1 protein-coding gene is annotated in these 917 nt (G+C 29.9%); it reads right to left on the bottom strand.

Features of this window, described 5'->3' with window-relative positions:
* Positions 1-80: 80 nt before the first annotated feature.
* Positions 81-917, bottom strand: an 837-nt coding sequence (locus tag KCG35_RS25700) for a hypothetical protein (protein ID WP_215822712.1), incomplete at its 5' end; no start/stop codon positions are given.

Below are 917 nucleotides of genomic sequence, written 5' to 3' on the forward strand. Positions count from 1 at the left end.
TTTTTGGGATGGAAAGCTGCTTTTAGCCCATAATGTAAAAAATGGCACGATTAACTCCTTAGCCCTCATTTATTCTCATTTCAATTTCCAAAAATTGTTTTTTCATTTTTTACATTTCTCCATATATCAAGTATAAATTTAGGTGCCACTCCTGACTCCAAAATATCATAAACTTTTTTACCATACTCAACATGCTGAAAATAATATTTATCTTGAAAACACAACCCATACAACAAATTACGCATATTATTTTTTAAACTATTTATAGCGTATTCATCATCAAAATTATTTTTATTTAGATATTTAAAACAGTCTATCATTAAGGGTAGCAAGTATTGATAAGGATCATAAGGGTTCGACTTTAAACCTTTTTCTATTTTTTTTTGAAAATAGTTACTACACCCACCAAATATATATATGAAGGTAGTATCAGCATCAGTCCATGGAATCATTCTAACTTCTTTATTTTCAATTAGAATTTTTTCTTCTGTATAGTGATCACTTAAAACAAAATACTTAACCATTCTTTCTTCTAGGCCACCATATGCACCATACTCATTATATACTCCTCCTTGATTAGCACTTTCAAAAAAACGTTCTCGATTTTTCTGGTAGCTACCAACACATCGCTTCAATGGGTAGTTTTTAGTCATGGAATACCAAACAGAATTCCACCTATCCTCTGATTGATCAGGGTTCAACCAAAAATTTACTAAAAGATGATACGTAAAAAAATTACTACCTACATAATCATTAAGTAATGGTTCATAATCACTAATATTTAACTCTCCAGCTTGACCAGTTAGGAAATATTCTTTCAAAAACTTATGATCAATACGCTCAATATATTGCATATAGTTTTTTAATGAGTACTTCACATTTTTCCATTTAGCTTTACGCTCATCAAACCACTGAGT

The sequence above is a fragment of the Zooshikella harenae genome, from assembly GCF_018837975.1.
Classification (GTDB): domain Bacteria; phylum Pseudomonadota; class Gammaproteobacteria; order Pseudomonadales; family Zooshikellaceae; genus Zooshikella; species Zooshikella harenae.